At 58.3% G+C, this 23,455-nt stretch carries 25 protein-coding genes and 1 pseudogene; 16 read left to right on the top strand and 10 right to left on the bottom strand.

Features of this window, described 5'->3' with window-relative positions; all coding sequences use genetic code 11:
* Window positions 1–47: 47 nt before the first annotated feature.
* Both C5J24_RS32775 and C5J24_RS32770 read left to right on the top strand, forming a co-directional pair.
* Window positions 48–440, top strand: a pseudogene (locus tag C5J24_RS32775) (DUF4172 domain-containing protein).
* A gap of 129 nt (window positions 441–569) precedes the next feature.
* Complete coding sequence (locus tag C5J24_RS32770) at window positions 570–1,241, top strand: Fic family protein (protein WP_371674839.1); 672 nt, start codon at window positions 570–572, stop codon at window positions 1,239–1,241.
* Between the two features lie 839 nt (window positions 1,242–2,080).
* Here C5J24_RS32770 and C5J24_RS27140 read toward each other — a convergent pair.
* From C5J24_RS27140 to C5J24_RS27135, 3 genes are read right to left on the bottom strand one after another with little or no spacing between them, the layout of a single operon-like run.
* A complete protein-coding gene (locus C5J24_RS27140; RefSeq protein WP_105422406.1) occupies window positions 2,081–2,524 on the bottom strand; it encodes a YceI family protein in 444 nt (147 codons plus the stop codon).
* Window positions 2,521–2,748: a YceI family protein gene (locus tag C5J24_RS32110; RefSeq protein ID WP_172724162.1), complete on the bottom strand. Its 228-nt coding sequence runs from the start codon at window positions 2,746–2,748 to the stop codon at window positions 2,521–2,523. Before C5J24_RS32110 ends, C5J24_RS27140 begins: the two co-directional genes overlap by 4 nt.
* A complete protein-coding gene (locus tag C5J24_RS27135) occupies window positions 2,745–4,286 on the bottom strand; it encodes an NAD(P)/FAD-dependent oxidoreductase (RefSeq protein ID WP_105422404.1) in 1,542 nt (513 codons plus the stop codon). Before C5J24_RS27135 ends, C5J24_RS32110 begins: the two co-directional genes overlap by 4 nt.
* Before the next feature lie 137 nt (window positions 4,287–4,423).
* Between C5J24_RS27135 and C5J24_RS27130 the strand changes: the two genes are divergently transcribed.
* Window positions 4,424–4,894 (top strand): pyridoxamine 5'-phosphate oxidase family protein, encoded by a 471-nt coding sequence (locus tag C5J24_RS27130; RefSeq protein WP_105422402.1) that lies wholly within the window; start codon window positions 4,424–4,426, stop codon window positions 4,892–4,894.
* Complete coding sequence (locus C5J24_RS27125; protein WP_105422400.1) at window positions 4,891–6,240, top strand: GAF domain-containing protein; 1,350 nt, start codon at window positions 4,891–4,893, stop codon at window positions 6,238–6,240. The genes C5J24_RS27130 and C5J24_RS27125 overlap by 4 nt, the downstream gene beginning before the upstream one ends.
* A gap of 292 nt (window positions 6,241–6,532) precedes the next feature.
* Here C5J24_RS27125 and C5J24_RS27120 read toward each other — a convergent pair whose 3' ends face one another.
* The gene (locus C5J24_RS27120; protein WP_105422398.1) at window positions 6,533–6,763 is read right to left on the bottom strand and encodes a hypothetical protein; all 231 of its coding nucleotides are present in this window, start codon (window positions 6,761–6,763) and stop codon (window positions 6,533–6,535) included.
* Window positions 6,764–7,974: 1,211 nt separating this feature from the next.
* Here C5J24_RS27120 and C5J24_RS27105 point away from each other — a divergent pair.
* Window positions 7,975–8,526, top strand: a complete 552-nt coding sequence (locus C5J24_RS27105; protein ID WP_105422394.1) for a hypothetical protein — start codon at window positions 7,975–7,977, stop codon at window positions 8,524–8,526.
* Between the two features lie 10 nt (window positions 8,527–8,536).
* Here the strand turns inward: C5J24_RS27105 and C5J24_RS27100 are convergent, their stop codons facing one another.
* On the bottom strand, window positions 8,537–8,887 hold the full coding sequence (locus C5J24_RS27100) for an AraC family ligand binding domain-containing protein (protein ID WP_105422392.1): 351 nt from the start codon (window positions 8,885–8,887) through the stop codon (window positions 8,537–8,539).
* Between the two features lie 279 nt (window positions 8,888–9,166).
* Here C5J24_RS27100 and C5J24_RS27095 point away from each other — a divergent pair, with 279 nt between their 5' ends.
* On the top strand, window positions 9,167–9,679 hold the full coding sequence (locus C5J24_RS27095; protein ID WP_105422391.1) for a YidB family protein: 513 nt from the start codon (window positions 9,167–9,169) through the stop codon (window positions 9,677–9,679).
* Between the two features lie 67 nt (window positions 9,680–9,746).
* Here C5J24_RS27095 and C5J24_RS27090 read toward each other — a convergent pair whose 3' ends face one another.
* Window positions 9,747–10,961 (bottom strand): MFS transporter, encoded by a 1,215-nt coding sequence (locus C5J24_RS27090; RefSeq protein WP_105422389.1) that lies wholly within the window; start codon window positions 10,959–10,961, stop codon window positions 9,747–9,749.
* 101 nt (window positions 10,962–11,062) lie between these two features.
* Between C5J24_RS27090 and C5J24_RS27085 the strand changes: the two genes are divergently transcribed.
* The 5 genes from C5J24_RS27085 (at window position 11,063) to C5J24_RS27065 (ending at window position 15,289) form a co-directional block, all read left to right on the top strand.
* Window positions 11,063–11,530, top strand: a complete 468-nt coding sequence (locus tag C5J24_RS27085; RefSeq protein ID WP_105422387.1) for a helix-turn-helix domain-containing protein — start codon at window positions 11,063–11,065, stop codon at window positions 11,528–11,530.
* A 206-nt stretch (window positions 11,531–11,736) separates the two neighbouring features.
* Window positions 11,737–12,036, top strand: a complete 300-nt coding sequence (locus C5J24_RS27080) for a hypothetical protein (RefSeq protein WP_105422385.1) — start codon at window positions 11,737–11,739, stop codon at window positions 12,034–12,036.
* 121 nt (window positions 12,037–12,157) lie between these two features.
* Window positions 12,158–13,432, top strand: a complete 1,275-nt coding sequence (locus C5J24_RS27075; RefSeq protein ID WP_105422383.1) for an aminotransferase class I/II-fold pyridoxal phosphate-dependent enzyme — start codon at window positions 12,158–12,160, stop codon at window positions 13,430–13,432.
* A complete protein-coding gene (locus tag C5J24_RS27070; RefSeq protein WP_105422381.1) occupies window positions 13,426–14,769 on the top strand; it encodes an aspartate aminotransferase family protein in 1,344 nt (447 codons plus the stop codon). Before C5J24_RS27075 ends, C5J24_RS27070 begins: the two co-directional genes overlap by 7 nt.
* Window positions 14,759–15,289 carry a GNAT family N-acetyltransferase gene (locus tag C5J24_RS27065; RefSeq protein WP_105422379.1) on the top strand — a complete coding sequence of 177 codons (531 nt, stop codon included), beginning with the start codon at window positions 14,759–14,761 and terminating at the stop codon, window positions 15,287–15,289. Before C5J24_RS27070 ends, C5J24_RS27065 begins: the two co-directional genes overlap by 11 nt.
* A gap of 2,243 nt (window positions 15,290–17,532) precedes the next feature.
* Here C5J24_RS27065 and C5J24_RS32105 read toward each other — a convergent pair.
* Window positions 17,533–17,832 (bottom strand): hypothetical protein, encoded by a 300-nt coding sequence (locus C5J24_RS32105; RefSeq protein ID WP_172724158.1) that lies wholly within the window; start codon window positions 17,830–17,832, stop codon window positions 17,533–17,535.
* Window positions 17,833–18,202: 370 nt separating this feature from the next.
* Between C5J24_RS32105 and C5J24_RS27050 the strand changes: the two genes are divergently transcribed.
* Window positions 18,203–18,469 carry a type II toxin-antitoxin system ParD family antitoxin gene (locus C5J24_RS27050; RefSeq protein WP_105422373.1) on the top strand — a complete coding sequence of 89 codons (267 nt, stop codon included), beginning with the start codon at window positions 18,203–18,205 and terminating at the stop codon, window positions 18,467–18,469.
* Between the two features lie 66 nt (window positions 18,470–18,535).
* Entirely contained in the window at window positions 18,536–18,787 is a 252-nt protein-coding gene (locus C5J24_RS27045; protein ID WP_371674843.1) for a type II toxin-antitoxin system RelE/ParE family toxin, read from the top strand.
* 193 nt (window positions 18,788–18,980) lie between these two features.
* Here C5J24_RS27045 and C5J24_RS27040 read toward each other — a convergent pair whose 3' ends face one another.
* Both C5J24_RS27040 and C5J24_RS27035 read right to left on the bottom strand, forming a co-directional pair.
* Entirely contained in the window at window positions 18,981–19,706 is a 726-nt protein-coding gene (locus C5J24_RS27040) for a Crp/Fnr family transcriptional regulator (RefSeq protein ID WP_105422371.1), read from the bottom strand.
* A 131-nt stretch (window positions 19,707–19,837) separates the two neighbouring features.
* Window positions 19,838–20,110 (bottom strand): hypothetical protein, encoded by a 273-nt coding sequence (locus tag C5J24_RS27035; RefSeq protein ID WP_105422369.1) that lies wholly within the window; start codon window positions 20,108–20,110, stop codon window positions 19,838–19,840.
* A 396-nt stretch (window positions 20,111–20,506) separates the two neighbouring features.
* On the opposite strand from C5J24_RS27035, the gene C5J24_RS27030 reads away from it, so the two are divergent.
* A complete protein-coding gene (locus C5J24_RS27030; protein WP_105422590.1) occupies window positions 20,507–21,229 on the top strand; it encodes a Crp/Fnr family transcriptional regulator in 723 nt (240 codons plus the stop codon).
* Window positions 21,230–21,272: 43 nt separating this feature from the next.
* On the opposite strand, the gene C5J24_RS27025 is transcribed toward C5J24_RS27030, so the two are convergent.
* A complete protein-coding gene (locus tag C5J24_RS27025; RefSeq protein ID WP_245446807.1) occupies window positions 21,273–21,587 on the bottom strand; it encodes a hypothetical protein in 315 nt (104 codons plus the stop codon).
* 238 nt (window positions 21,588–21,825) lie between these two features.
* On the opposite strand from C5J24_RS27025, the gene C5J24_RS27020 reads away from it, so the two are divergent.
* Entirely contained in the window at window positions 21,826–22,545 is a 720-nt protein-coding gene (locus C5J24_RS27020; protein ID WP_105422364.1) for a Crp/Fnr family transcriptional regulator, read from the top strand.
* A 229-nt stretch (window positions 22,546–22,774) separates the two neighbouring features.
* Complete coding sequence (locus C5J24_RS27015; RefSeq protein ID WP_105422362.1) at window positions 22,775–23,227, top strand: hypothetical protein; 453 nt, start codon at window positions 22,775–22,777, stop codon at window positions 23,225–23,227.
* The last annotated feature ends 228 nt before the right edge of the window (window positions 23,228–23,455 follow it).

Raw genomic sequence — 23,455 nt, 5'->3', positions numbered from 1 at the left:
GGAGGCAAGGGCTGGTCGAGGTCGCGGCGCTTGGTTAAGCGACTTAAGTGCTCATATCAGGGTTTGCGGCGAATATAGGCTTAATCGCCGCAGAACATGCGGCGATTAGCGTTGTGTCACGCGGCGCGGGATTGGCCACATATATCCATGAGCGAAAGGACTGGCCGCAGTTGCGTTGGGACGAGGCGCGCCTTGCGAGATTACTCGGCGAGGCCAGGCACCGGCAGGGCCGGTTTATCGGGCGCATGGAAGCGCTTGGGTTCGATCTGTGAACGGAGGCGGTCCTTGCGACGCTTACGCAGGATGTTCTCAAATCCAGCGAGATTGAAGGTGAAATCCTCGACAAAGAGCAGGTTCGATCATCCATCGCGCGCCGCCTCGGGATCGACATCTGCGGGCTCGCACCCACGACCGCAACGTTGAAGGCGTGGTCGAGCTGATGCTTGATGCCACGCAAAACTTCGCGAAACCCTTGACCGATGATCGGATATTCGCGTGGCATGCAGCGCTCTTCCCGACAGGCCGGAGCGGCATGACAAAGATCGTTGTCGGCGCGTGGAGGGACGAGCGTGCTGGGCGCTATGCAGGTGATCTCAGGCCCGATCGGGCGCGAGCGCGTTCAATTCGAAGCGCCCGGTGCGGGGAGACTCGATGCAGAGATGGCAGGATTTCTTGAATGGTTCGAGAAAGACACGCCGCTCGATCCCGTCGTGAAAGCAGCACTCGCCCACCTCTGGTTCGTCACGATCCACCCGTTCGAAGACGGCAACGGCCGAATCGCACGCGCGATCGCGGACTTGGCACTAGGGCGCTCCGAGCGAAGTCCTCAGCGCTTCTACAGCATGTCCGCGCAAATTCGCGTCGAACGCAAAGCGTACTACGACATTCTGGAGGTGACCCAGAAAGGCGATCTCGACATCACACCTTGGCTAGAATGGTTCCTGGCTTGCCTGGGCCGCGCGATCGGCGGCGCGGAAGACGTGCTCGCAAATATTCTAGGAAAGGCGCGCTTGTGGGAGGCGATCAGGGGCGAGACGCTGAACGAACGGCAACGCCTTGTGCTCAACAAGCTTCTGGATGGCTTTGGAGGCAAGCTCACTTCATCAAAGTGGGCCAAGGTCACCAATTCCTCACCCGACACAGCGCTTCGCGACATAAGCGATCTCCTCCGCCGTGGCATCCTGGTACGGGACGAGGCAGGCGGACGCAGCACAAGCTATTCGCTAAGGCCGATCGAGTAGGGACGTTCGGGCCCCCCAAAAAACTCCCGTATCCGCTCAGCGAGTGTGGCTCTGTGTGGGCGATGGTTTTCCATCATGGTTTTGCCTTGCCGTGGATGTACGAGGTGGCTGGTATAGTCATCGGCGATCACTCCTTTGCCGGGCCAGATCGACTGGAAATAGGAGGCAGGCCGTCTCCTGACCGAGGCTGGCCCAGACGTCAGTAAAAACGTGTCTTAGGCCATGAGGACCTCACGCGGCAGGCGTTGCGATCGGGGCGCTTACGACGGCTTCGTTCGCAATATTGTCTGCAAGCGGAGCAGCAAGGGTCAGCTACCGTACGCAGGGTCGGGGACCGGAACTTAAGGAAAGAAGCCAGTGTTAGACAGGCCGAATGTTAACGCGCCATTGCCGTTCCTTAGAGGACGAAGACTCAGCAATGACCAGGCTTCGTCAATAAAAAAAGGCTCGCTGCGAACGAGCCTGTTTTGAGTTGGGCATCTCGGCTAGGGGTAGAACCGTTATTGATGCTCTAGCAATCCAAAGCGACAACTGAAGAGAATGTTCCTTCTCTTTCAGGAACGTCCCCGTTTGTCCCGAAGCTGCCCCACGGTGCGACCCTCTGCGTATGTCGGATGCTCAAAGCGACTGCTAACACGCGGCGAACAACTTATGGATATCCGCAGAACACACACTGTAGGATAGGAAGCCTTCGATGGGCCGGTCCACTTGATATGCTGGAAGGTGAGCGCTTCACGAGCGCCGACCACAAGACCGACATCAGGTCGATGCTTTGTCAATCCGCCATCCGTGTTTTCTGATGGCCAAGCGCAAGGTCGGTCCGGCCGCGCTTCCTTCACTCAGTTCGTCGCCTTCTTCCGCGGTGCGAGTTCGCTCTCGATCAGGATCGTCACCTCATCGCTGACCACCGGCACGTGAAGGCTGAGGCCCCATTCGCTGCGTTTGATCCTGGCAATAGCGGAAAAGCCGAGCTTCGGTACCTTGTCCATCGGGTGTTCGGCCATTGAGCCATTGAACGTCACGTCGAGCGTCGCCGGTCGGGTCTGGCCGCGAAAGGTGAGGTTGCCGGTCACCTGCCCCTTATTCTCGGCAGTCACTTTAACCTCAGTCGATACGAAACTGATCGGCTGCGCCGCCAGAAAGTTCACGTCGCTGCCGATCTTCTTGTCGAAATCCTCCACGTGGGGAAACGGGAAATCGGTGCTTACCGAGGTCGGATCGATACTGGCCGACACCTTTGAAGCCGCAGGGTTCTCCGCATCCCAGAGGAGCTCGGCGCTCATCTTGGTGAACCTTGCGTATAGTTCGACAGCCCAAAATGACCGACTTTCCAGGTGACGCTCGAATGGGCAGGGTCGGACACGTAGGTTCCGGAAGGCGCAGGTGCCTGCTTGCTCTCTGGAAAGGCAGGCGTGGTGAGCAACGCCGAAAGCGCGAGAAGATACAGGTATTTCATAAGGATGGCCTTTCTTGTTGAAGGAGGTGATTCGATGGTTGAAGTATTCAAGCCGCCGCCTGAACCGGGCTAAGCTTGAGGAGCTGGCGGATCCCCTCCTCCTCGGCGGTGAAATCGCCGGTCGTGATCGCCCCGAAGGCTACCGCCGCAGCCTCCGTCTTCGCCGGCGCATGCGGCAGGGCGTCCGCCCCTTGCAGACGGAAGGAGATCGGCGAGAGCGGTCCGAACAGCAGCGCCCGTTCGAGATCCGGCCAGATCGTCAGGTCCGGCTCCACACCGGCATTGCGGGCGAAGGTGAGTGCTGCCACATGCATCGGCAGGCTGAGCGGTCCCGAGCGGGTGGCGCGGCAACGTTCGACCCCGGCAAGCATCGCCGCCCGCGCCGGGAGCGGCTGCTTGCTTTCGAAGCACTGAGCAACCCAGCGCGCCTGCAATTCGAGAACCGGAAAGACAGGCCCGACCAGATCGAACAGGCCGAGGAAGGCGAGCCCCGGCAGGTCCGGGTGAAAAGTGTGATCGTGAAGATCGGCACCATAGCCGTCGAGACGGATCGTCCGGATGATATCCTCCGAAAGCCAGGGCATCGACAGGCGGTAGCCCGTGCCGAACAATATGGCGTCCACATTGGCGCTCGTCCCGTCGCGGAACCAGGCGGTGTGACCGTCAATCCGCTCGATCCAGGGCTTCACATCGATGCGCCCCTCTGCCACCGCCGGCAGAAAACCCTGTGACTGGGAGATGCCCGCCACAAAGGCATTGCCTTCCGGCCTTCGTGCGCCGAATTGTTCGGGAGAACCGGCTACTTTCAGGACCTTCACGGTCAGCCCTTCGGCCAGCATGTCAGGCGGTAACACGCTTTCCATCAGCACGGCAGCCCGATTGAACATCACGTGGTCCGTCGGCACCCCGGCAATGATCTTCGGCAGGATATAGCGTTGCCGGCGGCTGGTGGAGACCACCTGCGCCGCACCACCGAGCGCGATGTCAGAGGCAATCTCCAGCGCACTGATCGAGCAGCCCGCGACGAGCACCCTGCGCCCACGATAACGCTCCGGGCCGTTATACTGGGCGGTATGGGCGGCGCCGAGAGTTCCGGCGAAACCATCGAGCCCCGGTACGGCTGGCAGGTCGGGCACGTTCTGCCGTCCGGTCGCGATGACAACCCGCTGGAAGATCTCGCAACGTTCCTCGCCATCTTCTGCCGAACGGATCAGCCAGCCATTGCCAGCCCGCTCCAGCCGCTCGACCCGCGTCTTCAGTCTCAGATGCGGCAGCAGGCCAAAGGTGAACGCATATCGCTCAAGGTAATCGAGCATCTCCTCCTGCCGCAGATAGGCAGCGCTTCCGGAGGCGTGGTCGAGATCGGAAAAGGCGGTCATCACGCGGCTGGTATTGGTGCGCATGCCGGGCCAGATGGCGCTGGCCGCCGAGGCGGAATTCCATTGGCCACCGAGGCGGGACGAGGCCTCGAAGATGACGGGTACCAGCCCGCGGGCAATGAGGAAGCGCGCGGCGACGAGGCCGGCGGGACCGGCGCCAATCACGGCGACGGCGTTTTCAGGCGTTTTGACATGGTTCTTGGTGGACATCGGCTTGCTCCTTGTTCGATGGGAGCGCTTTAGCCAGTTCCGCGAATGTCGTTTCCTAAAAGCTCATTAAGTCGCGCGGGGGGAATCCTAAAATCTGCCTAACTGCGCTATGAACCTGTCCAAGGGGGAAACGCTCGATGTTCGGGGACGAAATCGCAGGCTTCATAGAAAGCCCGGTGATGCAGATCATCGGCAGTTCGAACGCTGCCCGCCGGCCGGAGATCGGCCGAGCCGTAGGCGCCTGGGTGTCCTCCGGCGGCGATACGATCGGCCTCGTGACCTCAGCCTGGCAATGGCCCGAAACCGTCGCCAATCTGCGCGAAAACGGGCGAATTGCCGTCACTTTCGCCCGGCCTTCGGATTACGTGTCCTATCAACTGAAGGGACAGGCCACCATTCGTCCCGCCGAACCGGACGAGGTGGAGCGTTCTTCCCAGTACATCGTCGCGATCGTCTCGGCCCAGATGAGACTTGGCCTGTTGCCGGAACTGATCATGCCGGTGCTTTCGAACCGCGATCCGATGCTGATCACGATGCGCGTCGCCTCGGTCTTCGTCCAGACGCCCGGCTCGCGCGCCGGGGAACGTATCTGGAGCACGACCCCATGACGCCGACGTCGACCAGGCTGACCTTGGCTGATCTCGAAGCCTGTTTCGAGGGCGTGATCCCCTCGATCATCTCGACGGCGGATGCCGACGGGCTGCCGAACATTTCCTATCTCTCGCATGTCGCCCTGGTCGACGATCGGCATGTGGCACTCTCCAACCAGTTCTTCGCCAAGACCGCCGCCAACATCCGCCTGAACCCGCATGCGATGCTGCTTCTGGTGGATGCACGCAATTCTGCGCAATACCGGCTGGAACTGGTCTTCGCCCATACCCTCGAAGCAGGATCGCTGTTCGAGCACGTCGCGCTGCAGATCGACGCCAGCAGCGCCCAGGTCGGCATGGCGGGCATCATGAAGCTGCGCAATCTTGATGTCTTCCGGGTCGTGAGCATTGAGGCGATCCCCTCCCAGGTCCAGACCGCCGAACTCCCACAGTCAAAACGGAACCGGTTGATTGGCGCTGCCAGGATTGCCGAGGCGATCGCCGCGGAAACCGACGCGGACGGCATCATCGATGCCATGCTTGAGGGCCTGCGTACGGAGTTCGGTTTCGAGCATGGCTTGTTGCTGCAACTTTATGAAGAGCGCAACCAGCTCATTACCATCGGTAGCATGGGCTATGTCCCGTCCGGCATCGGCTCGGATATTCCTGTCGACGAAGGTGTGATCGGCGCAGCCGCCGCCGGTGGGCGCCTCGTCAAGCTGAGCGACATGAGCCGCATCCGCCGCTTCGGCGCCGCAGTGCGCGGCTCCTCCGCCGACGAAAACCGCACGCGGGCAATCCCGCTCCCCGGCATGCCGGACGCGATGAGCCAGATCGCCGTGCCGCTCGTCGCCGCCGGCTCGGTGCGCGGCGTCCTCTTCCTCGAAAGCCGCGACCGCATCGCCTTCACCAGTGACGACGAGGCGGCTCTTTCGATGATTGCCAGGCAGGCAGCCATGGCACTGGCCCTGAGCGAAAAGCTCTCGCTCGAAACCGAACCGCAAGGCTCGGTCCGGATCCAATCGCCGGCGTCTGAAAAGGCGGTTCAGGTCGTCCACCATCGCTTCGATGACAGCGTTTTCATCGACGGCGATTACGTCATCAAGGGGGTCGCGGGCAGGCTGCTCGCCTCGATGCTGGAACAGCACCAGCAAAGCGGTCGGCTGGAATTCACCAACCGCGAAATCCGGCTCGATGCGGCACTGAAACTGCCCGACTTCAAGGATAATCTGGAAACGCGGCTGCTGCTTCTCCGCCGGCGGTTGGAGGAGAAGCGGCTTCCAATCCGGCTGACCCGCCTCGGCCGCGGCCGCATAGGCCTTCTCATCGAAGGTCGGCTACGGTTGAGCAAAGACGTTGTATGAAGGGCTTGGAGGATTGAAAGTTCGACCTCTCCCTGCCTGCAGGAATTCGGGGATGGATCCAGAACGTCTCCGACGGCTGGCGTGCTGCGGGCGGCAGGCAAGTCACAGACCGCTGCCTCACGCTACTGAACAGTCCTGCCATTCTCATGGTGATCGGCGAGGTTGGCGCGATCACGGGACAACTCTGCGCGGCCGAGAATGAGATGATCTTCAGAACTCCCCGGCACTGCATTGAACCCGCCGTCGAGTTCATTCAAGCTGCCCCTCTCGGAGCTTCTTTGTCTCGGCTGCCCTACTGGTGCCGCTGGCGCGCCTGTTGTTCAGACTGTGTCTCAGCCGTCATGTTAGCCAAGATGATGATGTACTCATCCGCAGCGTCGGCGAGGATCAGTGCGATTTCTTGCCGGCTGAGCCCCTCCTGCTGAAGGCGCTCGATCATCTCCAGCATCGCGGCTTCGACCCTGAAGCGGTGCGCAGGTGGAGGTTCGTATGGTTCATCGGGTGTCTGAGTTCGCATGTCCATGATCTTTTCCCCATGTCAGGGGAGCATCGCACACCGTTCGTTGTCCGCAAGCATATGCTTAAGTAACAGTTAACGCGAACGCCCGGAGGCTGCCCAAGTCTGACCAGACTTGATCTGTACCTGGATCGGGCGTTTCCGGAAGACCAGCGAGGAGGAGACCTCGTGGAGTGGCTCACTGGTGAACGGTGACGGGCGTCCTCCTTGGTGGGTAGCCACGAAAGCTGCCTTGACGATGCGATCTCCTGTCACACTTAGAAGGGCCGGGGATCGCACGATAGCAAGCAATCCTGAGCAAAGACCTCCTCTTGAGGAACATCGCACTCCTCTCCCGGTTGATGGTGTGGAGGAACCACGATGATCAGGACACTCGACAGTCACCCGCTTCCCTCGGTCGAATTTTGGGGTTCGGACACAGTGACTAGCCTTCCGGTGACGACCTTTCGCGGGCTGATCTGGCCGCTCCCACGGCGGTCCTGATGTGAACGAAACGGTCGAGACGGCGCTTTTAGTCACGGTCGTCCTCGCCATGCTCGCCTACGGCGCATGGTGGCGATAAGAGCGGCCACCGCCAGCTTTGACATTCACCAGGTTCATCCTTTGATCGCCAGCTGCATATTGATGATTTTCAGGCTTCCGGCTGACCAGGAAACTGATTTGGGCATATACAAGCACATCTCCCAGGAGATGTGGCAAACCCAAGGCCCGGCATGCATCGATTGGCCGGGCTTCTTTCGCGTTACCGCCCTTCATAAGCAGGCGGAACAAGCAGCGCACGTACACAGCATATCCACAGAACATACCCTCCTTTCCATGACAGCCTGTGAATAATGCGGCCCATTCACCGGGGACGCTGGCGCAGTGAATTGGGCGATGGGTCTAGGCCGACACTCCCGTCCCATTCCAACGCCACTGTCTTCGATATCGTGGCTGATCTGCCGGAACCTCTGCCGATGATCGCAGTTCTTCATCTCGCCAAATGATGGAGTTTCCATGGACATCTCTAGCACCCACAGCATCATATCGGACAGACCCGCGCAGTCCGCCGGGAGCCTCCTCAGCGCCCGACTGTCAAAAGGTTACAGCGTGAGCAAACTCGCTATCGCGACCGGCCTGACCGAGACCGAGATCAGGCTCGCGGAAGAAGGGCGAATGCAGAAGCCCGACTACATCCGCCGTATCAAATCGGCGCTCGCGTAGAGCGCGGAGTATCAATGGACGACTTTCGCTCGGAATTCTTCGATACGATCCAGGACCTCTGCGATATCGCGGAAGGTGCCGCGCAATTTGACCAAGCTGTATGGAAAGCCGAGTACCTCACCCGATCTGGCCACTGGTACAATTATTATGGGATCGTCAGAGGCGGGAAGGCAGCGTCGATCGGTCACGACTACGATTGTCGTACGGGCATTTCGCATGACGCCGACGCTCACACTTTCGTATTCACGCTCCTCGACTTCGCGACCAATGACGCGATTGCCTCGTATTGCGGCGGACGCTATGCCGCGACGGACATTATGGAGGAGGTTGAGACCTCGGGACTGCGGTCGTCGGAGGTTCTCCGGATCGGCGTCGAGGTGCGCGAGCGGTTGGCATGTGGTCGCGCCGTGATGACGGTGACTGATTTCGCGTTCGTCGGTCTGCTCCAGGATATACGGGAAGGTCTCAAGCCGCGGTGCCTTTCATCGCGGGAACAGGTTTCGCCGAAATGGTGCCGGGGGCGGCGCTTCATCGGAAGCGCTCCTCAGTTCGTCGGCAATGGCTGAACCGGTAGTTCTAGTCGTGAACCTCCGCCCAGTGGGGATATGTCACGTAGGCCGTGAGCGCTCCCTCCCCCTCCGTCGTAATCGTCACCGCCTCCCCCTTGGGCATGTAGACGATCTCGCCCGGACCCGCCGTGACGGTGCCGGCTCCCGTCGAGACCACTAGCCGTCCTTCCAGAACGATCATGACGTCATCGACTGCTATGGTTTCTGTGAGGGTCTGACCCGGTGCGTACCGGCCGTAGCCGATGGTGATCGGCCCGCCGTTCTTCTCGTCGACCAGGTTTCCAACAAATATATCGGCATCCTGTCCTGGAGACCTCACCAGGTTCGCGTCCGCGACATTGAATTTTTGGACTTTCATCGCTTTCTCCCGTTTTTGACGGAGGTAGCGCGGCTGCCAAGGATGCCAAGACCGACACCAGCACGGAGACACGCATGTCGCCGAAGGGGTGCCTTGTTCCAACACCGGCCAGAGACGGTTTCATAGGGATCGGGGTAACGAGGACCATCCACGGCCTCTACAAGACGATCGACGACGTCATGTAACCCTCGAGCGAGATGGTTTCTGGTTCATCAGGATGCCTCATGCGGAACCACAGCCAAGATCGCTCGTTTATCGCCGAGATCAAGGAGACCAGACATGGCCAGCGGACCACTCAAAGCGCTTCTCGCCGTCCTCGCGGTTGCGGGATACCAGAACCGCGACCGGATCGCCGAAATCCTAAAAGGCGTTGCCGAGCGCCAACGGACGTCGTCGGGTGGAGCGAGACAGGGAAGCGCGGCGAATGCTGCCCCGGGATCGGATGGCGGCATCGAAGACATTCTTAGCAGGTTGCGGACAGGCGGACTTGGAAGCTTGGTCAGTGGCGGCAGCATCGGGTCGATACTTAACGGCGGCTTGAGCGACCTCCTCGACCAATTCCGTCAGGCCGGGCAGGAGAAGAAAGCTGAGTCGTGGGTCAAGCCCGGGGCGAACGATCCGATCAATAACAGCGAGCTCGCTTCAGCGCTGGGACCAGATGTCCTGCGAGACATCGCCACGCGAACCGGCATGTCGGAAGAGGAAATCTTAAAGCGCCTCTCCGAGAACCTGCCCAATGCAGTCGACGGCCTTACACCGGACGGAACGGTTCCGCCCGCGTCCGCTACTTGACCCTGACGTAGGTTCAGCAAACCAGTCTTGTCGGCGACTTCCTCAAGCGGCAGGAGCGAGGACCAGGTTATCGATCGGCACTTGCCGCCAGCCGCGTGGCGACCCACAATGCGAGCGCACAGAAGCTGAAGGTTCCTCCCAGCAAGCAGACTCCCAGCCAGCCGAACCATCCGTAGGCGGACGTACCCGCGATCGCCCCGATGGCGCTGCCGATGGAGTAGAAAATCATGTAGCCGCCGATCAGCTGACCGCTGCGTTTTTGATTCAGAGCCACGACGACGCTGAGATTGGTGACGTGGACGGCTTGGACTCCCAGGTCGAGCAACAGCACGCCTGCCAGCATCAGCGGAATGGAAGACGGAAGGAGAGCGATCAGCCCCCAGGATGCCAACAAGAGCACCAGAGAGACCCCGCTCGTCCATTTGCCATGGCCGCGATCAGCAAGTCTTCCGGCATAGGTCGCCGCAATCGCTCCGGCCAGTCCGACAAGGCCGAATAGACCAATCCTGGTATGCGAATAGGAAAACGGCGATGCACTGAGCGGCAGGACCAAGGCTGTCCAGAACGTGCTGAAGGACGCGAAGATGAGGAGCGCGAGGCCTCCTCTAAGAAGCAGGACCGGTTCGCGCAGGAACGTGCGCGGGATAGAGATCAGCGCGTCGACATAAGTTCCGGAACCTGGCCCTGCGGAATGCTTGGGCAGCACAGAATTCAGGACTCCGACCATGACGACCATGGATAGCGCAGAGGCCATATACACCGCCCGCCATCCGCCGACATCAGCAACCACACCGGCTACCGAACGCGCAGCCAGGATGCCGGTGACGACGCCGCTGGTGACCATGCCGACGACCCTGCCCCGCTGGGCCGCCGTAGCCAGGGCCGCCGCATGGGCGACAAGTATCTGCACCAGGACCGCCAGCAGCCCCACAACGGCCATGCCAAGGAGAAGGATCATTTTCGACCTTGCAGTCGCCACGACCACGAGAGCGATAGCCGCCAGCAGTCCTTGGACCTTGATGAGACTTCGCCGATCCACAAGGTCGCTGATCGGCACGATGAAGATCAAGCCCAACCCATAGCCGACCTGGGTCAGCGTCACGATGAGACCGATGGCGGCTGGCGAAATGGCAAGGTCCTTCGCCATGAGGTCAAGCAATGGCTGGGCATAATACACGTTGGCCACGCTGAGGCCCGCCGCCGCCGCCATGACGAGTGACTGTAATCCCGACAAGCCGTCTCTTTGCGTCTCTTGAGCAAAACGGGTTGACCTGGCCTCCATTGGGTTCCTCGTGTTCTCGTTCCAATTCCTTGTTGAGACCACTTGGCTTGGTTTGATTCCAGTTCTAAGTTAGAACCAGTTCACGTGGACGGAGATGGGCGATGGTGAAACGTGTCAGCCAGTGGAATGCTGGATGCCCGGTAGCCCGCACGCTCGATGTAATCGGCGACTGGTGGTCCCTGCTGATCATCCGGGACGCCTTCGACGGCTCGCGCCGGTTTGGCGAGTTTCAGTCAGGACTGGGCATAGGCAAAGCGGTGCTGGCGACCCGATTGCGCGACCTGGTGGAACGGGGGATTTTCGAAACCGCGCCAGCCTCAGATGGGACCGCCTATCGGGAATACGTTCTCACGGCGAAGGGGCGCGGCTTGTTCCCGGTGATCGTATCGCTCCGTCAATGGGGTGAGGACCACCTGTTCGCTCCTGACGAAAAGCGGTCTTTACTCGTGGACCGGGAGAAAGGCGCACCGATCGCACAGCTTGAAGTTCGATCGAGGGATGGTCGCTCTCTTGCTTGGTTCGACACTCAGGTGCTGGCGGAAAGCAGTTGTTTGCCGGGGAGCAGATGATCGCCTACAGCGCTATCCTGCCATGACGACTTACGGCCAAAACGGGCATCGAGATTCGCCTTGGGGAACGGCTGCTTTGGGCCTCCTTGTCAGCCAGATGATGCATCTCCCTCGCAGGAAAGTCCCTTACTCGGAACACTGTGGTTTCCTTTGGGCCTATTGCGGTCGGGAGATCGACCGTCTTTTGGCGAGCTGATCAGGATGAAATGCGGCGGCAAGCAAGGGCTGCACTGGCGGCCCGCCGGAGCGAATGGAAGACGGCGGACAAGCGGGTGGGATATACCAGGGCGAAAAAAGCCGAGGAGGAAATCGCAGATGTCGAGGAGGCGTTGGCAAAGGAATTATGGAGCACGGCTCCTCAATCTGTCGCTGGCGTCGCGGTGAAGCTGCATTCCCTCCTGGAAATGGAGGATCCACGCTCTGCCCAAGAGGAAGCGCCGTGGCCGGAGCTTCGTACGATCCTTGCCGATCTTGTGCGTATTTGTGCAGATCCGCATCCGATCTGAGCGGGCGCACGCCAACTCCCAACCGTGCTCTCGGCCACTCGATATATCGTCTCTACATCATTGATATCGTTTGCTATATGTCCGTTCTGCGCTCACCCTTCCTTGATATTGGGAGGGCACAATGACGAAAGACAGTCGGACCTCTGTAGCCAAGCCACGATCGATGCGGAATACCCAACGTATGATCGAAAGCGCCGACCCTATCTTTGCTCTTGCGTTTGATGCAGGTGTGATTGGATTGAGCGCGAAGTCGGTTGAACGACGCCTCGTTCATGTTAAGGACCGGCAGGGCGGCACCCGCGAAGTCGTCGACTTTGTCCGCTGTTCGTACCTCGGTCTGGACAATCACCCAGCCATCATCGCAGGGGCCATCGAAGCGATCGCGGATTATGGCTCTCTCCACTGGTCCTGCGCACGCACGCGCCTCAATTTTGGGCTGCTCTCGGACCTTGAGGAAAACCTTTCCGATCTGTTTCAGGCGCATGTCATCACGTTCTCGACAGTGCTTGCCGCCAATCTGAGTGCCATGCCGATCCTGGCTTCCGGATACCTGACCGGAGGTGAGAAACCGCTTGTCGTCTTCGACCGGCTGGTCCACGCGACGCTGGCGGTCCACAAGCCGCTCGTCGCTGCCGAGACCACGGTGCTCACCATCGATCACAATGATGTCGATATGCTCGAGCAGATCTGTCGGGCAAACCCGATCGTGGCCTTTGTCTGCGATGGTCTCTATTCCATGGGAGGCGCAGCCCCGATCGAGGAACTGCTCAGGCTGCAACGGCAATACGGATTATTCCTCTACATCGATGATGCCCACGGCATATCGCTTTTCGGTTTCCGAGGGGAAGGCTATGCCCGATTGTCCATCGGCGAGGAATTTGGCGATCGCACCATCATTGCCGCGTCGCTTGGCAAGGGTTTTGGCGCCTCAGGCGCACTGCTCATGCTCGGGTCGCAACGCCAGGAAGACCTCTTTCGGCGGTTCGCGCTGGCATTCGCCTTTTCGGTCCCCGTTAATCTTGCCGGCGTCGGGGGCGCGATCGCATCGGCCAATCTTCACCGCACCCAGGAGCTCCTCGATCGCCAGATTGCATTGGGAGAGCGGATCAAACAGTTCGATGCCATGATCGAAACCGAGCAGACTTCCCTGCCCTTTCCGATCCGCACCATCATGCTCGGAGACGAGCGTGCAGCTATTTCAGCGGCGCACCAGTTGCTCGACCGTGGCCTCTATACGTCCGCGATCTTTTTCCCGACGGTGGCCGAGGGAAGAGCGGGTCTACGCGTTTGCCCGACGGCCAGCCATCTTGCCGCAGAAGTCGATTGGTTAGGCCGCGAACTTAGGTCCATTATCGACGGACCTGCGGCCGACGGATCGGGACCGCGTCCATGCTGATCACCGACGTCTCCGCGGCAGCAAACCGGCGGGCGCGACGCGTCATGCCCATGGGAAATACACGAAGCTCAGCATTTGCCACGCCATATCCTATCTATCTTGCATCAGGTGAGGGAGCCTATGTCACGGACGTGGATGGCAACCGCTATCTCGACTTCCAGAACAACTTCACCGCGCTGATCCACGGTTATGGTCATGCCGACGTTACAAGCGCATTGCTGGCGCAATCGATGAAGGGCTTGAGCTTTGCGAACCCAACATTTCCCGAGATCGAACTCGCGGAGCTTCTCTGCGACCGGGTAGCGCATTTCGAGCAAGTGCGCTTCACCAACACCGGTTCCGAAGCGGTGATGATGGCCATCAAGGCGGCAAGGGCTTTGACCGGCCGGACGCTGGTGGCAAAATGCGAGGGCGCGTATCACGGGAACTACGACGCAGTCGAAATCAACGTCTCCGCGCCGCCAATCCGCTGGACCGATGGCTGTGGGGGCTGCAGCCTTGAGCACGACGGAATAGCCGCTTCGGTCGCGCAGCAGACGGTCGTGATCCCATTCAACGACATCGAAAATTGCGATCGCATCCTCTCCGCTGTCGGATGCGATCTCGCTGCCGTGCTGATCGACCCCCTGCCCTCTCGTGCCGGCCTCGTTCAGATCACTCCGGAATATCTTGCCTATCTGAGACGATGGACGTCAGCCCGATCCGCTCTTCTGATCTCCGACGAGGTGTTGAGCTTCAGGCTCGGATACACCGGGGCCTTCGGCGAAAGCTCGATCAAGCCCGATATAACCGCCTTCGGCAAAATCATCGGCGGCGGTCTTCCCATCGGTGCGGTCGCGGGCGGCAGCGATGTGATGAAGGTCTTTGCGCCATTGGGCAAACGACCGCATGTGGCGCATTCAGGCACGTTCACGGCCAATCCGATGACCATGGTTGCGGGCCTGGCTGCGATGGCCGCGATGACGAAGGACGAGTTTCACCGCGTCAATCAACTCGGTGAGGACGCGCGACGCGTGCTCGCCGATGCGTTTCGAAGCGCGGGCGTGACCGGCGCGGTCACCGGCGCCGGATCGCTGTTTCGCATCTTCATCGGTGCCCGCGAAATCTCAAGTTATGCCGACGCCCATCTCGCCTCGCGCCATTCAGCTACGCTCGGCGACGTTATCACGCACATGCGCGATCGCGGCGTTCTGATTTCGCAAGTCGGCCTTGGGGCGATTTCGACTCCGATGACGGCGACGGACATCGGCATGCTTGCTGCAGTCTTCGCAGACGCCCTGCGCGCGGTGGTCGTGAGAGCCCATGCGAGAAAAGAGGCCGCAGCCGATGAACCTTGAAACCGAACGGCTGTTCATGCGGCCGGTGACCGCCCGCGATGGCGTCGCGCTACACCGCCTCCATACAGATCCGCTTGTCGTAAAACTTATCATGCAGGGCAAACCGCTGACGCGGACCGAATCCGACGCTCGTCTCGATCTCTATCTCGATGAGTGGAATCGCTATGGCTATGGCTTCTGGATGCTCTATCTCCGTGAACCGAACGGTGACCTGACCTTCGTTGGTCGCGCCGGACTGCGCCGATATGACGAAAGTGATGTCGAGGTTGGTGTCTGCCTGTTCGGGTTTTCCTCCGGTAAGGGGATCGCCGGAGAAAGTCTTGAAGCCGCGATCGAGTTCGGCTTTCGACGCCTTCCTTTGCGCCGGCTGGTTTGCGTCGTCAGGCCGACGAACATCCGGTCTCAGAAGGCCATGCTGCGGCTGGGATTTTCGTTCGTCGGCATGACTGAACATCTTGGGACGGTCTTTCGCTTCTATGAGCTGCAGCGACCCGGCGAGTTTCCGATGCCTTCATCTTAGCGGCATTGCTGCGGAGTTAATCAGCAGGTCAAAGGTTCGAACCCTCGGCCGCGCCGGAATGGCCACTTTCCTTCACTCCTCGCGCATCGCCCGAGACACCTGGTCGAGAAGCGGCTTGGTGAGATAAGAAAGCGCGCTGCGGTCGCCGGTCTGGATGAACGCTTCTACGGGCATGCCGGCAACGAGTGTGAGGCTGCCGAGGCGCCTGATCTCCTCTGCAGGTATACGGACCCGTGCCGTGTACCTGGACTTGCCTGCTAGCGGATTGTGGATCAGGTCCGCTGCGACATTCGCGATAGTTCACAAGCCTGCTGACTCCGATCGCGTTGGCAGCAGCACTGATCCTGTCAGCCGTGCTGCCTAAGTACCGATAGGTCCCGGGGAAATACGTAACAGCCACACTCAACCATTTCAATTCTATAGATTCTGCACGAGATAGTGCGACCAAAATGAACCGGCGACAGATATCAAGCATATAACTATATATCCATTGCGTGGATATCTTTTACTAAGTGAATACTTCCATAGTGATATCAAAACATACATAAAAACAACATATACGTGGGGCATAATGATAAACGAATAATCTATCGCTGCTTTTATCCTAGAATAAACCTCTAGCATCGCCGGCGTCAGATAGAATAGCAGGTAGGCGCTGATAAGGATAAACGCTACTGAGGCGGAGATCGACATCATCATAAGCCCCCGGTCCCGCATATGATAAGATCTTGCGATTGTCGCGATCGTAACGGCTGAACTGATCACTATGTATGGAAGATACCCCAGGGCTAGTATTGCGGATTCCATAAAGTCTCTCACTTGAGGCTTCAGCAGGTGGATAACACCTATTGGTGGCTTGTTAGCAATTTCACCCAAGTTGAAAAGCGATGGCCAATAGTTAGAGAAATCCTAGGAGCGTCCCGTAGTCCGATCGTTGCTTTTCGATGTTTGCAATGTGACTTTCTGCACTACGCGCTTTTTGGTCCCACTGCGCCAATCCTGCCAGCTAAGATCCGCTCACCATGGGATCCAAACTCCTTATATTAGCTGAGTTTTCGCATGCAAAATTCAGTGAGTGAAATCAAAATTATTACAGTTATTCCAGATGCTCCGAAGACTCGGCTGCACAATTTTGACTTCGTCCGAAGGAATTCTGGGCATTTCGGGTCGTTTACATCAATATTTACCCAATATACTCCTGACGACTTTACGCCATACTGCTTTGCTTCTTCAGAAAAGCTCGTGTTTTTCCACTTCAAGTATAGGCCGAAAGGGACCCAAATACCGAGAATTATAACTTGGATATTCGAAAGCGTCTCAGTGATCATTCGAGAACCCGATCGGAAATAAGGATCACTTTCGACTTTGACGGCGCAAACCGTCTTCGATATCGTCGCAAAACCGCTGGTCGCGTGACTTGTGCGACGTTGTTCTTGGATGAGTCGGCGTCTCTATCTCCTTGGATGCCATTTTTGAGCCTCATAATCTGGATTAGTTTTTGAAACTTACTTAGTACCGATAAGATATTCAACCGCAAATAGTAAGCAGACGGCGGTTATGCTCGCCCAAACTGTCATGAGTTGTGCGTGGCGAACCCTCTGCCGAAAGCTAGGGGGGCAACGCGGATCCATAATGTCGATGAAAAAGTAGCCACCGCCAAAGACCCTTATCCCATAACGCCTAGCCTCCGCCGCATGCTTGTAATTCCTAAGGATTACGAAGAATCCATAGGCCATCCATGAAAAAAATATGAACATAAACAGATACAAACCAATTGGCTGCATTCGAAATACAACTGTTTTTTACATAATTACTTATAGGTGTATCTACAATAGACCCTATATTCGAACAGATGGGCGCCCACAAGAAGCACGCCCGACGGAAATCGTATCATTACTGCTTGATGGGCATTTATAGTTTTCACGAGGTTTTCGGGACTCGCTCTGGGAGATTCAGCCAGCGGTGTGATAATGCAATGGTTTTTCCAGTCCTCGCAAGTGAAAGTTCGCAACTTTAAGGATTATTCGCTGAGAAGGATCGATGCGACACCCAGACGTTATTCGGTTTGGTATTGGCAGGGGGACCAAGACAATAATCTCTACAGGAAGAATAGGGCTTGGCGGATTACCCTAGCGTGAAGAGCTTCGGCATTGCCGCGATCTGCTTCTATAAATTCCCCACAGGTATTGGACCGTTGAGAAGCCGACGCCTCGGTTCGTCTAGCATTGCGTCATTGCAGACCGTCACGGAATGCTCCTGCTGGTCAGCACCCGGCCATAGACCTGCATCATGAACAGAGGGCCGACCAGCATCAAGAGATTGGTCACGGCACTGACTGCCGTCACACTGAGGGATGCCTTGCGGGCTTTACGCAAGGCTGCGGCGGCCAAAGGCCGGCGCGAGTTCGATGGATACCCCTTCGGGTCATTGACAAAATGATATCCGCTATCTGCGCAGCCAGTGACGACGATACTGCCGTCTTCTTGCTGTCCGGGTTTTGTCTTAAGAATACGCGGATCGTGAACAAAGCGGTCCCGTTCCACAGCACACTGTAATATGCCGTGTCTGCACCCGTTCCGAACGTCCGTAGAAGGTCGCCATTGAATCTCACGGCGCTGATAACAGAACCATCATCGAGAGTAGGCGGCGCGTCGAATGCCGCCCCTGTCGCCACTGGTCGGTCGGGTTCGACCCAGGCTGCGTCCGCGAGAGGAGAGCCCACGCCCCCTCCTCTCGCACTCTCTTCGCGCCCGATATGATGCAGAAAGCATCGGCGACATGGGTATAGCGGGCATTGGTCCGCGGAGAGACGCGTGCGGGGTCCGATGGTAGAAAGTGAGTCTGTCAAAGTTTGACATCTATTGCCATCTGTTGAAGCTTGTCCGATACTGGACGACAACGAAAGGAACCCCCATGCCGAACGTCGCGCTTGGAACTCACTACGAGGCATTTGTGAAAAAGCAGCTGGAATCCGGCCGCTATAACAACGCCAGTGAGGTTGTCCGCGCGGGTCTGCGGCTACTGGAAGACCATGAGACGGCGCGTGAGCGGTGGCTCAATGAAGAAATCCCGCGGCGTTATGAAGAGCTGATGCAGAATCCGTCCACAGGCATCCCGGCCAAAACCGTGCGTGCCCGATTTGAGGCCAAGCGTCGACAACATGCGGCGGAAGCCAAGTAGGACATGGCCTACCGGATTATCTACCATCCCAAGGCGGAAGCGTAACTCGACAAGCTTTAGGCCGATATAGCCGTGGACGCGGGTACACCCATCGCTGGAGAGTATGTCGACGCTGTGATCACATACATCGAAGGGCTCGAGACCTTTCCTGAGCGTGGCACCGTGCGGGAAAGCGCCATCCCCGGCCTGCGGATCATCGGCTACCGGCGCAACGTCAGCATTGCATTTTCGGTCCGCGGCGATGAGGTGGTCATTCTCGGCGTGTTCGCGCGCGGCCGTGACATCAATGACGAGATTCTTGAGGAACGTAATCAATAGCGGGGTCTGGTCGGCCAACCGAACAGCCCAGGCTACTTCTGCCCTGAAATTTGCCAAACCGCTGACGCGGGCCGAATCCGATCTTCGTCTCGCTAGAAGCGTACAGGCGGGGTCGAGTGGCATTCGGATGAAATGGAAGAACGAGCTGACGAATGTGGGACGAGCGGATTGTCACCCGTTTGGTCGCCCGGGCTCAACGCCGCCGGATCGGGATCCCCATATGGCGTTCATATTCCTGCTCTGGAACGCCATATGATCCACCAGCGATGTCCTCCAGCTTTAGCCGATCCAGGACTTTGATGTTGCCGCGCGTTGCCTTTATCGCGTGGACACCTTCCAGGATGTGAATTTGATCTGTGACGCCAGAGCGGCGTACCCCGAGCATTAGCGACAGGAACTCGTGGGTGAGCGGCAGATCGTCGTCTTGCACACGGTCGTGGCACATCAGGATCCAGCGTGCCAAACGCTCAGGCATGTTGTAACGGGCATTGGCAAGAGCGGAATGCGCGAGCTGCAATTCGCAACAATGGACATATCTGAGGAGCAGGTCGTTTGCAGAGGGAACCTGCTCGACTGCGGATAAAAGCGCAGATACCGGAACTGAGATTCCGCTTCCCTCGACCTGAATGAATGTCCTGTTCGGGGTCTGGTTCACCCTGAGAAGCACGTGCGCACCGGCCATGCCGTCATGCCCGATATGCCCGACTTCCACCGACTCATCGTCCGAGTTTGTCGCCACCAGCGACGCCAGCCCTCGCTCCAGGAAGTAAACCACTTCCGTTGGCACATCGGGCGCGATCATCTCAAACTTCAAGGGAAGCTCAACCGGCCGCATGTGGGGTTGCAGCATTTCGAACGCTTCAGGAGGAAACGCGCGAAGGAGAAGATTTCGAATTCTTGACTGCGAAAAGTCGAACATAGCCCAGCCTCCGGCGGGATAGAGCCCGACCTCATGCCGACCTGTGGCGAAGTGTCAGCAATAACAAGTTTATGCGCCAGACTGCCTTGTCCGGCCAAGAGCCGCAGGCCTTTTGTCCGTTTCTGACAATCTTAAGATGCGGCGGCCCTTGCTGTGGCTAGGCTTGCGTTGTCAATGATCTGAACGGCGGCCGAAAAGGAAAGAACGATGACCGTGAAACCGTCCTCATCCGTGACGTTCATGATCCACCCCGAAACGTCGGTTTCGGTCAGCATAGAACCCTTCAATCGTTCGGCGATGGTCTCGATCGCCTCACTCCGGGCACTCTGAAGATCAGGATGCTCGGAGCCGACATTGTCCGGCAAGTGAACGCCGTCATGGAGATTGAAGAAATACCGCGCCATTGTCGCTCCTGTGCAGGCAAGAGCGAAACGTGATCTCTCAGCCATCCGCGCCCGTGATCAATGGCGGATGATGTAGCGTTTATAACGACCAATAGTGCTTTAATAAAGGCTGGGCAAAGTGGGCGAACGAGCGGGCCGGCGAGAGAACAGCGGCTTGGGACCGTCCGGAGGTGGAGCATCTATGGACGAGGGTTCTTAGCTCTCTTTCCGACCCGCCACTCGGTCTGCGGCAGGCGCCGGATCTCAACCGACTAGACTATGCGAATGGATTCGAAAGCGCCTCGGTCGGAAATCGTACACAGCTACAGAGAATATGGCATATCCAACCCAGTTGCAGCATAAGCCGTGACCACGTCGGAACAGTGAGCTCGAGGCTCTTTTTATGCAGGAGGGATGATGGATTTGTCTTCTCAGGATCGAGTGCGGAATCTCTTGCTTCGTGCCGCTGATCCCGATGCTTTCGCCATCCTTGCTGCTCAGATGGCGCCAGTTGATCTGCCTCTCAGGTTGACGCTTGTCGAGAAGGACACCCCGAACGAGTTTGTCTATTTCCTGGAGCGAGGCTTGGCCTCCGTGGTTGCAATCACCTCTGACGAGGAAATGGTGGAGGTCGGACACATTGGTTACGAGGGCGCGGCCGGTTTACATACCGCATTGCACGTTGACCAGTCTCCATCGAAGACGTTTATGCAGGGTGAAGGTCATGGCTACAAAGTTCCAGTGGCCGCTGTGCGGTCCGCTCTCGCCATTGTTCCTTCCTTCCGGGCGCTCTTGCTGCGATATATCCATTGTTGCAACATTCAGCTTTCCTACACAGCACTCGCCAATGCCCGCTTCAGCATCTACGAACGCTTGGCCAGGTGGTTGTTGATGTGTCACGACCGGTTGGGAGACGATCTCGGACTGACGCACGAGTTCCTGTCAATCATGCTTGGCGTTCGCCGCTCTGGCATTACTGACCAACTTCACCTGCTGGAGGGAATTGGTGCGGTAAAGTCGACTCGAGGCAATATTCGCATCGTCGACCGTGGCAAGTTGCAAGAGATCGCAGGTGGTAGCTATGGCGTAGCGGAAGGCGAATACGAGCGCCTCATTGGATACCCAATCAGGATAAGCTAATTGTCACCAAAAGATCGTCGGAGGTCCACAATCGCAGGGGCCACTAGCCTTGCCGGCGGATCGTATCCGCGAAAGGCACGCGCAGTACGACGTCGCCGCGATCATCCCGGATCTGCACCACCTTGTGGGACACGTCTTCGCCTCGCAAGATTGCCTCGCTCATGAGATAGCGCGCATCGGACACCGCCTCCGAACGGGCCGTATCCAAGGATGGAAGGTCAGTGCCCTCTTCGTCGGCAACGATATTGCTGCCCGATACGACATCAAAAAAATATCTCGGCATTCTTGCCTTTATCCGATCGACGCTATCACAGAAGCTCTGCTTGCACTCCAGAGACGTTTGGCGGGACTTGCCCATCCTATACCGTTTCCGCCGATCGTGGCGAAAACCGTTCCTTACCTTTCTCGACAGCGCTGCTTCAAAAACACGATTACGACAAATTTCTGAAGCGTGGTAGGGTGCACGAAGTGAGAAATGTCAGAAACGGACATAACGGCATCCTCCGTAGCATTTCCTCCGGTGTTGCCACATAAGCTACCTATTGCCGCTCTCAGCAGTGGCATGAGCCCGGGCTCTCCCCCGACGGGACGAGCCGATGGTTTCGCCGCAGCAGACGGACATCCGAAATCGACTTCTGAGGGTTGTTGCTCAGGATACGTTTGCGAAGTTGATTCCGCATCTGGAATTTGTCGAGCTACCGGTCAAACACGTGCTCGTCGAAGCAGATGTGGCAAACTCTCATGTCTACTTCCTGGAGGGCGGTCTTGCGTCGGTCGTTGCCTCAACGGTTGACGACGAGGCGGTCGAGGTAGGGCATGTTGGCCACGAAGGTCTCGCCGGGCAGCACGTGCTGATGATGACGCAGCAGACACCCACTAAGACGTTCATGCAGGCGGCCGGGTCGGCTTACCAGGTGCCGGTGAGTGCTTTCCTCGCCCTAGCTACGGCGGATCTACCATTTCAGCATCTCTTGCTTCGCTACGTCCACAGCTGCGGGATCCAGCTTGCGCATTCCGCGCTGGCAAACGCCCGTTACAATGTCTACGAACGACTGGCTCGCTGGCTACTAATGTGCCATGATCGGTTGGGAGACGAACTTCCCCTCACGCACGAATTCCTGTCGATCATGCTTGGTGTGCGTCGGTCGGGAGTGACCGACCAGTTGCATCTGTTGGAAGGTACGCAGGCGATCAAGGCTCGCCGCGGCCATATTACAGTTCGTGACCGCTCTAGGCTCGAGGAGATCGCCAGCGGATGCTACGGGGTTCCGGAGCGCGAATATGAGCGACTAGTAGGGACAACGATCCGGCAGTAGATACGCGCTGCTGTCCAAAGCGACTGCTGGAATGACGCGGCAGTCACAGTAGCAACGGACGCGCCTCGAGGGGAAATGTCATGTCGCTTGGTGGTAAGGAAGGTCGGCCAGCCGCGTGCGGCCCCACGGCCGATTCAAGTGAAGAATCGTCTTGAGAGAAGTCGAAAGCCGGAACCCTCGGCCTCTTCCTCGGTTCGCTGTCTTGCACGAACCCGATGAAGGATGGCAGATGTCAAACGCCACGCAAGACGATGACCGCGATAGAAAAAATAGCGGTGCAAGCTCCAGCCATTTTGGTCGCTCCCTTGAAAGCGGCGCACAGAGGATGGATGCCGAGAAAATCGCATCCGCGACCGAAGAAGGAGAGATATTGAATGTCTATCGACTGGAGCCAGTAGCGCCCCCATATGATTACAGGTGGGACAATGCTCCTCCAGTGGGGAAGGTCGTGGTCGCCGCAAGAACGGCAGGTGATGCCCGCATCGTTGCGGCAGGTCACGAGCATGATTTTCTCGATGTTGCTTCGCTGCCCGGCGAAGATGTCACGACACGGCACGCCAGCGCGTTTCGAGATGAAAAAGCTTATACAGTCATCGAAATCCAGCACGCCAAAGCTGGCTTGACGCGTAGAGTGTTGCTGGGCCCGGCGTTCGGCGACACGATAAACTCGACCGAAAGCTGAGAGCTCGAACAGCGGCCCCCTCGAATGCTCCGGCGTCTCGAGAGTTCCGCCGGTCGCGCTACCTACAATGCGCGTTGCGATCAATATTGCTCTCAACCAAAGCCGGCTACCATCGCCGCCTCTGGGAAGATGAGCGCTGGAGGGCTTCCTCGCATCGGCGCAGCTTCCTGCCTTGATGTTGTGCGGGGACCTGCACGTCAAGAAGCCGTCGCCGGAAGGGTGCCTAAT

Origin of the sequence: Neorhizobium sp. T25_27 (assembly GCF_002968565.1) — a bacterium.
GTDB lineage: Bacteria > Pseudomonadota > Alphaproteobacteria > Rhizobiales > Rhizobiaceae > Neorhizobium > Neorhizobium tomejilense.
This window is presented reverse-complemented; position numbering and strand designations above follow the sequence as displayed.

Coding starts and splice junctions, on each gene's coding strand:
- C5J24_RS27140 (WP_105422406.1), bottom strand. CDS start 2,524: ATGAGCGCCGAGCTCCTCTGGGATGCGGAGAACCCTGCGGCTTCAAAG.
- C5J24_RS27135 (WP_105422404.1), bottom strand. CDS start 4,286: ATGTCCACCAAGAACCATGTCAAAACGCCTGAAAACGCCGTCGCCGTG.
- C5J24_RS27130 (WP_105422402.1), top strand. CDS start 4,424: ATGTTCGGGGACGAAATCGCAGGCTTCATAGAAAGCCCGGTGATGCAG.
- C5J24_RS27125 (WP_105422400.1), top strand. CDS start 4,891: ATGACGCCGACGTCGACCAGGCTGACCTTGGCTGATCTCGAAGCCTGT.
- C5J24_RS27120 (WP_105422398.1), bottom strand. CDS start 6,763: ATGGACATGCGAACTCAGACACCCGATGAACCATACGAACCTCCACCT.
- C5J24_RS27105 (WP_105422394.1), top strand. CDS start 7,975: ATGGACGACTTTCGCTCGGAATTCTTCGATACGATCCAGGACCTCTGC.
- C5J24_RS27100 (WP_105422392.1), bottom strand. CDS start 8,887: ATGAAAGTCCAAAAATTCAATGTCGCGGACGCGAACCTGGTGAGGTCT.
- C5J24_RS27095 (WP_105422391.1), top strand. CDS start 9,167: ATGGCCAGCGGACCACTCAAAGCGCTTCTCGCCGTCCTCGCGGTTGCG.
- C5J24_RS27090 (WP_105422389.1), bottom strand. CDS start 10,961: ATGGAGGCCAGGTCAACCCGTTTTGCTCAAGAGACGCAAAGAGACGGC.
- C5J24_RS27085 (WP_105422387.1), top strand. CDS start 11,063: ATGGTGAAACGTGTCAGCCAGTGGAATGCTGGATGCCCGGTAGCCCGC.
- C5J24_RS27080 (WP_105422385.1), top strand. CDS start 11,737: ATGCGGCGGCAAGCAAGGGCTGCACTGGCGGCCCGCCGGAGCGAATGG.
- C5J24_RS27075 (WP_105422383.1), top strand. CDS start 12,158: ATGACGAAAGACAGTCGGACCTCTGTAGCCAAGCCACGATCGATGCGG.
- C5J24_RS27070 (WP_105422381.1), top strand. CDS start 13,426: ATGCTGATCACCGACGTCTCCGCGGCAGCAAACCGGCGGGCGCGACGC.
- C5J24_RS27065 (WP_105422379.1), top strand. CDS start 14,759: ATGAACCTTGAAACCGAACGGCTGTTCATGCGGCCGGTGACCGCCCGC.
- C5J24_RS27050 (WP_105422373.1), top strand. CDS start 18,203: ATGCCGAACGTCGCGCTTGGAACTCACTACGAGGCATTTGTGAAAAAG.
- C5J24_RS27040 (WP_105422371.1), bottom strand. CDS start 19,706: ATGTTCGACTTTTCGCAGTCAAGAATTCGAAATCTTCTCCTTCGCGCG.
- C5J24_RS27035 (WP_105422369.1), bottom strand. CDS start 20,110: ATGGCGCGGTATTTCTTCAATCTCCATGACGGCGTTCACTTGCCGGAC.
- C5J24_RS27030 (WP_105422590.1), top strand. CDS start 20,507: ATGGATTTGTCTTCTCAGGATCGAGTGCGGAATCTCTTGCTTCGTGCC.
- C5J24_RS27025 (WP_245446807.1), bottom strand. CDS start 21,587: ATGGGCAAGTCCCGCCAAACGTCTCTGGAGTGCAAGCAGAGCTTCTGT.
- C5J24_RS27020 (WP_105422364.1), top strand. CDS start 21,826: ATGGTTTCGCCGCAGCAGACGGACATCCGAAATCGACTTCTGAGGGTT.
- C5J24_RS27015 (WP_105422362.1), top strand. CDS start 22,775: ATGTCAAACGCCACGCAAGACGATGACCGCGATAGAAAAAATAGCGGT.